Raw genomic sequence first — 8,562 nt, forward strand, 5'->3', positions numbered from 1 at the left:
TCAGCTATCAGCTATCAGCTATCAGCTATCAGCTATCAGCTATCAGCCTATGGGCACGCTGCGCGAACAGGTATCAGCTTTGGGCTTGTGGCCACACTCCTTCAGGTGCTATTAGCCAAAGGCTTGTGGCCAAAGGCTGACAGCTGACGGCTGACAGCTGACGGCTGACGGCTGATACCTTACAGGCTTATGTTACTGACATGTTAGTTATTGAGTCGTCCCTTTGATTAAATAGCCGCACTGATGCTCTCCATTATTGAGCCAGTGAGTACGCTCCACTGTACAATCTGGCAATACGGCGGCAAACATTTCCAATTCATGACCACAGACACTGGGGTAAGATTCGGCAACGTTGGAAATAGCACAATTGTATTCAGTTAAAATATAGTGCTCCCTAACGCCATTATTTAAATTACCATTATCTAGGGTGTGCCACTCTGCCATATAACCTTCTAGTCTACGCAGTTCTACTAACTTGGCTACTCGCTCTCGCACTGTACCATTTCCTATACACTCCCGGTATTCTTGAGCTTTACGTTGCCATTGCTTTTGTAAAATCGTGCTGGTCTGTTCTCGACCCAAGGTTTCTGTCATGGTATCGAGTAGGGAAACGGAAAACTCTCCGTAATGATGGGGAAAGCGATCGCGTCCTTGGGGAGAGAGGTGATAGATATGTTGAGGACGCCCCATACCACTTTGAACAGCTTTGTACTCAATTAGCCCTTCTGCCTCCAATTCTTTAAGATGACGTCGAATAGCTTGGGCGCTAACCCCTATGGCTGTGGCTAACTCCTGGGCTCTTGCTCGATCCTGTTTGAGGAGATATTGTAGGATGTCTCGCTTGGTGGAAGTTTGCTGAGTAGGCATCATGGGCTTAGGAGTTGGGGATTGGGTAACAGGGGAAGGGCACTCAGGCTTCCCTTTGGTGCTTGTCGGTACCGTTATTTCTATTAAATCTAAATTCCCTTGACTTTAACAACATGTTTGTTGTTAATATAACCTACAATAGAGTTAAACAACAAAAACGTTGTTTTAATCCACCCAGTAACCAGATAACATCCCGTGGGCATGAGGAAGCTATATATTATAGTTGTAACCGACGAAAAAAGCAAGCCGCTGTCTTGATGCAGTCGCTACCCGCAGTCTACAACCTCTAACCTTCCAAGCTGCCAACCTACTCTACGGGAAAGTCAAAGGCGAACAAACTATCACTGTGTTTGTAACTCTGTTGAATCCTTAATGATAAGAGAGCACTAAATAAATGACTGCCACTGTCAAGACATTAGTCAACCAGCCCTATAAGTACGGCTTTGTCACAGATATTGAAGCGGATACCATTCCTCGTGGACTAAATGAGGATATTATCCGTCTGATTTCGGCTAAGAAAAACGAACCCGAGTTCATGCTGGAGTTTCGTCTAAAGGCGTATCGACAATGGCAGAAAATGACCGAGCCAACCTGGCCCCATGTCACCTATCCTCCCATTGACTACCAAAAGATTATCTACTACTCAGCACCTAAACAGACGAAGGAAAAACTCAATAGCCTGGACGAAGTTGACCCAGCTTTACTGGAAACCTTTGATAAATTAGGTATTTCCCTATCTGAGCAAAAGCGGCTGGCTAATGTAGCGGTGGATGCCATCTTTGATAGTGTCTCGATCGCCACTACCTTCAAAGACAAGCTGGCTGAGTCGGGGGTAATTTTCTGTTCCATTTCGGAAGCCTTGCAAGAACACCCAGAGTTAGTGCGGAAATACCTGGGTAGTGTTGTTCCTGTGGCAGATAATTACTTTGCTGCTCTCAATTCTGCAGTTTTCAGTGATGGTTCCTTTGTCTATATTCCCAAAGGAGTCAAATGCCCGATGGAACTGTCCACCTATTTCCGGATTAATAATGGAGATACTGGACAGTTCGAGCGTACCCTAATTGTGGCGGAAGAAGGGAGCAATGTTAGTTACCTAGAAGGCTGCACTGCACCAATGTACGATAGCAACCAACTGCACGCAGCGGTGGTGGAACTGGTTGCCCTGGACAATGCTGAGATTAAATACTCCACCGTCCAAAACTGGTTCGCTGGGGATAAAAATGGTAAAGGTGGGATTTACAACTTTGTTACTAAGCGGGGATTGTGCAAAGGAGTAAATTCAAAGATTTCCTGGACTCAGGTGGAAACTGGTTCTGCGATTACTTGGAAGTATCCCAGTTGTGTTCTAGTCGGTGACAATTCTATTGGTGAATTCTACTCTGTTGCCCTGACCAACAATCTCCAACAAGCGGACACAGGTACCAAGATGGTGCATATCGGTAAAAATACTCGCAGCACCATCATTTCTAAGGGGATTTCTGCTGGTAAGTCCAAAAATAGCTACCGGGGTCTAGTGAAAATTGGTCCAAAGGCCAAGGGGGCACGGAACTATTCCCAGTGTGATTCCATGTTGATTGGGGATACAGCTGAGGCGAATACCTTTCCTTACATTCAAGTCCAGAACAACATGGGCAAAGTGGAACACGAAGCCTCGACTTCCAAAATCGGTGAAGACCAGCTATTTTTCTTCGCTCAACGAGGGATTTCAGAAGAAGATGCGATCTCCATGATGGTGAGTGGTTTCTGTAAAGATGTATTCAATGAACTTCCCATGGAATTTGCTGCTGAAGCAGATAAACTTTTAAGCCTGAAGCTCGAAGGTACAGTCGGATAACTAAGGTTAGCAGGTTGTTAGCAGGTAGTTAGCAGGTAGTTAGCAGGTAGTTAGCAGGTTGAATGTTGAATGTTGAATGTTGAAGGTTGTTCGCGTAGCGTGGCCAAAGGCCAAGGTTAGTTTGTTGAAGTTAGTTGCGTAGGGTGTGTTAGGGACGGGCTCGCCCTCATTTTATCGGTAGCCACTGTTGGGAAAGTCCGTCCCGTAACGCACCACCTAGTCTAATATTTATTAAACCTGATAACATTCAACCTTAAACCTGGTAACCTAAAACCTAATAACCTAAAACCTAAAACCTAAAACCTAAAACCTGGTAACCTTAAACCTAATAACATTAAACCTTAAACCTAATAACACTTCTGGGATAAAGCATTTATTATCAAGTCGAAATGATTAGTGAAACTAGTGAAATAATATTGTCTGTTCGGGATTTGACCGCAGATGTGGATGGTAACCAGATTCTGAAGGGATTGAATCTGGAAGTTAAAGCTGGAGAAATCCATGCGATTATGGGGCCGAATGGCTCTGGTAAGAGTACTTTGTCTAAGGTATTAGCGGGTCATCCTGCCTATGATGTAACGGGAGGCGAGGTAAGTTTCTTAGGGCAAAATCTGTTAGAAATGGAGCCGGAGGAACGGTCTTTGGCTGGGGTATTTCTAGCGTTTCAGTATCCGTTGGAAATTCCTGGTGTCAGTAATTTAGATTTCTTGCGGGTGGCTTACAATTCCCGTCGCAAGCACAAGGGATTGGAAGAAATTGATACATTCGATTTTGAGGATTTAGTTGAAGAAAAGCTGGAAATTGTTAAAATGAATCCCAGCTTTCTAGAGCGTAGTCTAAATGAAGGCTTCTCTGGAGGAGAAAAGAAGCGGAATGAGATTCTCCAAATGGCACTTCTAGAACCTAAACTGGGGATTTTGGATGAAACAGATTCTGGCTTGGATATTGATGCCCTCAAGATTGTGGCCAATGGGGTGAATCAATTGGCAAGTGCTGAGAATGCCATGATTTTGATTACTCACTACCAACGTTTACTGAATTATATTGAGCCGGATTTTGTTCATGTAATGGCAGATGGTCGTATCCTCAGGACTGGTAGCAAGGAGTTGGCTCTAGAGTTGGAATCCCGTGGTTATGACTGGGTGCTGGAAGACGAGACTGCTGAGGTGAGTGTCTGATGACTATGGAAGTTTCTGTAAAACGGGAGGTTTCTTATTTGTCGGCACTGCTAGAGCAATGTCGCCAAGATAATCCAGTTGAGATGGATTGGTTACAAGAGCTAAGTAACCACGCTAGGGGGATTGCTCAGGAGTTGGCGATTCCCACCACTAAAGATGAGGAATGGCGGTTTACAGATTTGTCGCCAGTGATGCAGGAGACCTTTGAGGCTGCTGTAGCTGTTGATACAAGCACCTTGGATATTAGTCCGGTAGTTTTGCCAGAGGCGGTTAACAGCCGATTAGTATTTGTCAATGGGATTTATGCCCCTGAGCTATCGTCTGTAGCTGGATTGCCTGAAGGGGTGTTTGTGGGGAATTTGGCCGAGTTGCCATCAGAGTATCAGAGCCGAATTGCTGATTATTTGGGGAAGCAGCAGGGAGCAACCGATGTGTTTACGCTGCTTAATACCGCTGGTTTGACTGATGTGGCGGTGATCTGGTTGCCTAGGAATACTGAGGTGACGGTTCCCATTCATCTGCTGTTTGTTTCCATGGCTGATGGGGTGCCTAGGCTATTTCAGCCCCGTTGTTTGGTGGTGGCAGAGCCTGGTAGTCAGCTGAGTTTAGTTGAAGAGTATTGGCAAGGCCAACAGGCAAAGAGCGCCCAGGGTGTTTATTTGACCAATTCCGTGACGGAGGTATGGGTTGGGGAGAATGCCAGAGTGACTCATATCCGGGTTGATGGGGAAAGTAACCAGGCTTTCCATGTGGGCAAGAGTGCGATCGCACAATCTCGGAATAGTTTTTATAGTTCCCATGGGGTAGCCTTTGGAGGGAGGTTGTCTCGCCATACTCTGGAGGTGTTTCAGATGGGTGAAGGAACCGAAACAATTCTAAATGGCTTGACCGCGATTAGTGAGCAACAGTTGGCAGATACTCATAGTGCGGTGATGTTGAATCATCCCAATGGGATCAGTAATCAGCTGCAAAAGTGCATTATAGATGGTAGTGCTCATGCGGTGTTTAATGGTAAGGTTTCTGTTCCTCAAGCAGCCCAGTTGACCAATGCAGCTCAGTTAAATCGTAATTTGTTGCTATCGCCGAAGGCTAGAGTTGATACCAAGCCTCAGTTGGAAATTACAGCTGATAATGTCAAATGTTCCCACGGTGCTACAGTCAGTCAGCTGGAAGCGGATGAAGTCTTCTATTTGCAAAGTCGTGGACTAAAGGAAACCGATGCCCGTAACCTCTTGATTGATGCGTTTGTAGCAGAAATAATCAATCAAATTCCCCTAGCTTCTCTTCGCCAAAGACTTTCGGAAACAGTCATAAGTTCAAAACGGGAACGGAATAACGTTCAACAGTAAAATGACCTTAACTCAAGAAAAAACCATTGCTGATCAAGTCCGGGCTGACTTCCCTATTTTGCACCAGGAGGTTAACGGTAAACCGCTGATTTACTTCGATAATGCAGCTACTGCCCAGAAACCGGTAGCGGTACTGGATGCACTGCGCCACTACTACGAAATGGACAATGCTAATGTTCACCGAGGTGTCCATACCCTTAGCACTAGAGCGACAGACGGTTATGAAGGGGCACGGGATAAGGTAGCTCGTTTTGTAAATGCCCAGTCACGACAAGAGATTGTTTTTACCCGCAATGCTTCGGAAGCGATTAACTTAGTGGCTTACAGCTGGGGTTTGGAAAATCTGCGCCAGGGAGATGAAATTATTCTCTCGGTTATGGAACACCACAGCAATCTGGTGCCTTGGCAAATTATTGCTCAGAAAACTGGGGCGGTACTAAAGTATGTGGGATTGACCGAGACTCAGGAGTTTGATTTACAAGAGTTCCGACAGCTGATTTCTGAGAAAACCAAGCTGGTAAGTGTGGTTCATGTTTCCAATACTTTGGGATGTATTAATCCGGTAGAGGAAATTATTGCGATCGCACATAACTATGGCGCTAGGGTAATGATTGATGCTTGCCAAAGTATCCCCCATATGCCCATTGATGTCCAAGCTATGAATTGTGATTGGCTAGTGGCATCCGGTCATAAAATGTGTGCTTCCACAGGGATTGGCTTTCTGTATGGGAAACTGGACTTACTCCAAGCCATGCCTCCATTTTTAGGTGGTGGTGAAATGATTGCAGAGGTATTTCTGGACCACTCCACCTATGGGGATTTACCCCATAAATTTGAAGCAGGGACACCAGCCATTGCTCAAGCGATCGCACTTGGTGCTGCAGTAGACTATCTCACTGGCTTGGGTATGGATACTATCCATAGCTATGAAGAGGAATTAACCGCTTATTTGTTTAAGCAGTTGCAGGAAATTCCAGATCTAATACTTTATGGCCCCCAACCAACAATAGATGGTAAAGGTAGGGCAGCCTTAGCAACATTTAATATTAAAGGATTGGATGCTAGTGATGTGTCTACGCTGTTGGATCAAGACGGTGTAGCCATTCGTTCTGGAAATCATTGTACTCAACCCTTGCACCATCGTTTAGGAGTGACTGGCACAGCACGAGCTAGTTTGTATTTTTATAATACTCTTGAAGAGATTGATCGGTTTATTGTGGCGTTGAAAGAAACAATTGAGTTTTTCAAAAGTGCTATGGAGTGAATAGATAGGGTCGCTGACGGAGCGAGAAGCGGCCCGTCAGCTAGGATAGTCATTTTTTCAAGATATGATTAACATCATCAATGCTCAAGACATACTTTTCTGGATCATGGTTAGGTTTAAAATAATCGTTTAAATGATGATTCCAAATTATGCATCTTTCCAGACAATCATTTCCGTAAGCCCTTTTAAGATATTCCTCGGATTTATGGGGAGCATAAACCTCAAAGTCACATAATTTTAATTTTCGCAAAGGGAATATTTCATGATAATCTAGATATGTGTAAAAACAATTTGGAGATGCCCGTTTTCTTTCTTCAGATATAAAAATGTCAAAATTATCGGCAATTTTATAAAAATGTTTATCGTGTTTTTTTAAATAAAATCCATGTTGATTAAGTATATCTTCTAACGATAAAAGTCGATTTATATCTGATTGTTTCATCTCAATATCAATATCATCATCCCAAGGTATGAAACCTTGATGTCGAATAGCACCCATTAGGGTACCATCAATAGCCCAATAATTGATATCATGCTGCCTAAGTAGAGAATCTATAAATTTAAATTGCTGCAAAAGACTTAAATGTATCGCTTTATTTTTTTCAGCAAGAAAAACTACCATGTCTTTAGCTGAAATATTATCACTTGAGGGAGTTGCTAACTGGATAGTTGTTTCATAATTAGCGATCAAGTTTGATAATAGTGGGCTATTTTTGAGAGAATCACCATGATCAGATTCTAAAGGCGCTATATTAGACTGCTCTATGGTTTTGGTTTCATTTGCTACTTGCACGATATTTGTAGCAAGATGCTCAATTTTTTCTAATTTATCTAGTGGGATATGGGTAGATAATAAGTACCACCACAGTTCACTATGGAACTCCTCATTCCCTGGATCATACTGAATCGCTTTAATGTAAAACGCGCTCGCCTCTTCACAATTACCTTGCTGTGCAGCCACATGACCTAAGTTTTGGTAAGCCGCCGACATTTCAGGATTAATCTTAATAGCTTTCCTATAAAATTTGGCAGCTTTATTTAGATTGTGCCTATAACTAAATACTTTACCGATATGATAATAAAAACTCTCTAGATTAGTTGATTCTATTGCTTTGGAATAAGAGGATACAATTGGTTCAACTTCTAAAAACCAAGGGATTTTATTTTTTTGTAATCGCAGGCTTATAGCTTTATGATAGTTTTTTTTAGCTTGTTCGACATGCTCTAACTCTGAATAAATATCCCCTAAAAAAATATAACTATAAAGTTCAAGATAATCTGGATTAGCTCTGATTATTTTTTTGTAAATTGAAAGAGGTGTTGAAAATTTTTCTTGTATTTCTAAAGTTTGAGCAATAGTTTTATATAAAAATCTAATTTGCTGGGTTAATATAGTTAATATTAAGGGCTTTTTCATAATCAAAAATAGCATTATTTAATTGATTGATTATTTAGATGATTAAAATAACCTAATTATTAGGTATAAATAACGTGGGTTATCAGCATTATAAGCAATAGCTTTTTGAGAAGTAGCAATTGCTTAATCTGGTTGATTAATCTTATAATGAACAACTATTAAATGTCTATAAATAAATTGTATAAATATTTTTTTTTGTTGTCAATAGTGATTTTTGTTTAATTTCTAGTTTCATCAGAATTAAATTTATCTCCTAAATTACTTAAGCAGGTACACAAAATTAATTACACATTTCACAAAACTCAAAACATGACAATGTAAGGATTACCAAGATTCAGAGTAGGTAATTCATTTTCTGTAGGTGCTTATACCGGTTTTGAATTGGGTGAGCTACAGAGTCTTGAGTTTTAGGGAGCAGGGAAGAGGGAGCAAGGAAGAGGGAAAAAAACTTTGTACCTCATTAGGCTATAAACTGCTATATAGCAATCCTCAATGAATTGTTAGAATTTATAAAGATAAGTTTCCTGCTCCCTACTCCCTACTCCCTACTCCCTTCCCCTCCTGGGAGGGGTTAGGGGTGGGTTCCTACTCCCTACTCCCTACTCCCTACTCCCTACTCCCTTCCCCTCCTGGGAGGGGTTAGGGGTGGGTTC

6 protein-coding genes are annotated in these 8,562 nt (G+C 42.3%); 4 read left to right on the forward strand and 2 right to left on the reverse strand.

From position 1 onward, the window contains the following. Nucleotides 1-207: 207 nt before the first annotated feature. Complete coding sequence (gene sufR / locus AC4II3_RS29120) at nucleotides 208-870, reverse strand: iron-sulfur cluster biosynthesis transcriptional regulator SufR (RefSeq protein WP_488015010.1); 663 nt, start codon at nucleotides 868-870, stop codon at nucleotides 208-210. Between the two features lie 391 nt (nucleotides 871-1,261). Between sufR and sufB the strand changes: the two genes are divergently transcribed. The 4 genes from sufB (at nucleotide 1,262) to AC4II3_RS29140 (ending at nucleotide 6,492) form a co-directional block, all read left to right on the forward strand. Then, nucleotides 1,262-2,701 (forward strand): Fe-S cluster assembly protein SufB, encoded by a 1,440-nt coding sequence (gene sufB / locus AC4II3_RS29125; RefSeq protein ID WP_293113443.1) that lies wholly within the window; start codon nucleotides 1,262-1,264, stop codon nucleotides 2,699-2,701. A 389-nt stretch (nucleotides 2,702-3,090) separates the two neighbouring features. Further along, the gene (gene sufC, locus AC4II3_RS29130; RefSeq protein WP_070392943.1) at nucleotides 3,091-3,879 is read left to right on the forward strand and encodes a Fe-S cluster assembly ATPase SufC; all 789 of its coding nucleotides are present in this window, start codon (nucleotides 3,091-3,093) and stop codon (nucleotides 3,877-3,879) included. Then, on the forward strand, nucleotides 3,879-5,228 hold the full coding sequence (gene sufD, locus AC4II3_RS29135) for a Fe-S cluster assembly protein SufD (RefSeq protein ID WP_488015012.1): 1,350 nt from the start codon (nucleotides 3,879-3,881) through the stop codon (nucleotides 5,226-5,228). Before sufC ends, sufD begins: the two co-directional genes overlap by 1 nt. 1 nt (nucleotide 5,229) lies before the next feature. After that, entirely contained in the window at nucleotides 5,230-6,492 is a 1,263-nt protein-coding gene (locus AC4II3_RS29140) for a SufS family cysteine desulfurase (RefSeq protein ID WP_488015014.1), read from the forward strand. Nucleotides 6,493-6,541: 49 nt separating this feature from the next. On the opposite strand, the gene AC4II3_RS29145 is transcribed toward AC4II3_RS29140, so the two are convergent. Then, nucleotides 6,542-7,909, reverse strand: a complete 1,368-nt coding sequence (locus AC4II3_RS29145; protein WP_488015016.1) for a LicD family protein — start codon at nucleotides 7,907-7,909, stop codon at nucleotides 6,542-6,544. Nucleotides 7,910-8,562 lie beyond the last annotated feature (653 nt).

Source organism: Moorena sp., assembly GCF_982860115.1.

What these genes read in the sequence shown, in the direction of transcription:
- sufR (WP_488015010.1), bottom strand. Translation starts at nt 870, where the DNA reads ATGATGCCTACTCAGCAAACTTCCACCAAGCGAGACATCCTACAATAT.
- sufD (WP_488015012.1), top strand. Translation starts at nt 3,879, where the DNA reads ATGACTATGGAAGTTTCTGTAAAACGGGAGGTTTCTTATTTGTCGGCA.
- sufC (WP_070392943.1), top strand. Translation starts at nt 3,091, where the DNA reads ATGATTAGTGAAACTAGTGAAATAATATTGTCTGTTCGGGATTTGACC.
- AC4II3_RS29140 (WP_488015014.1), top strand. Translation starts at nt 5,230, where the DNA reads ATGACCTTAACTCAAGAAAAAACCATTGCTGATCAAGTCCGGGCTGAC.
- AC4II3_RS29145 (WP_488015016.1), bottom strand. Translation starts at nt 7,909, where the DNA reads ATGAAAAAGCCCTTAATATTAACTATATTAACCCAGCAAATTAGATTT.
- sufB (WP_293113443.1), top strand. Translation starts at nt 1,262, where the DNA reads ATGACTGCCACTGTCAAGACATTAGTCAACCAGCCCTATAAGTACGGC.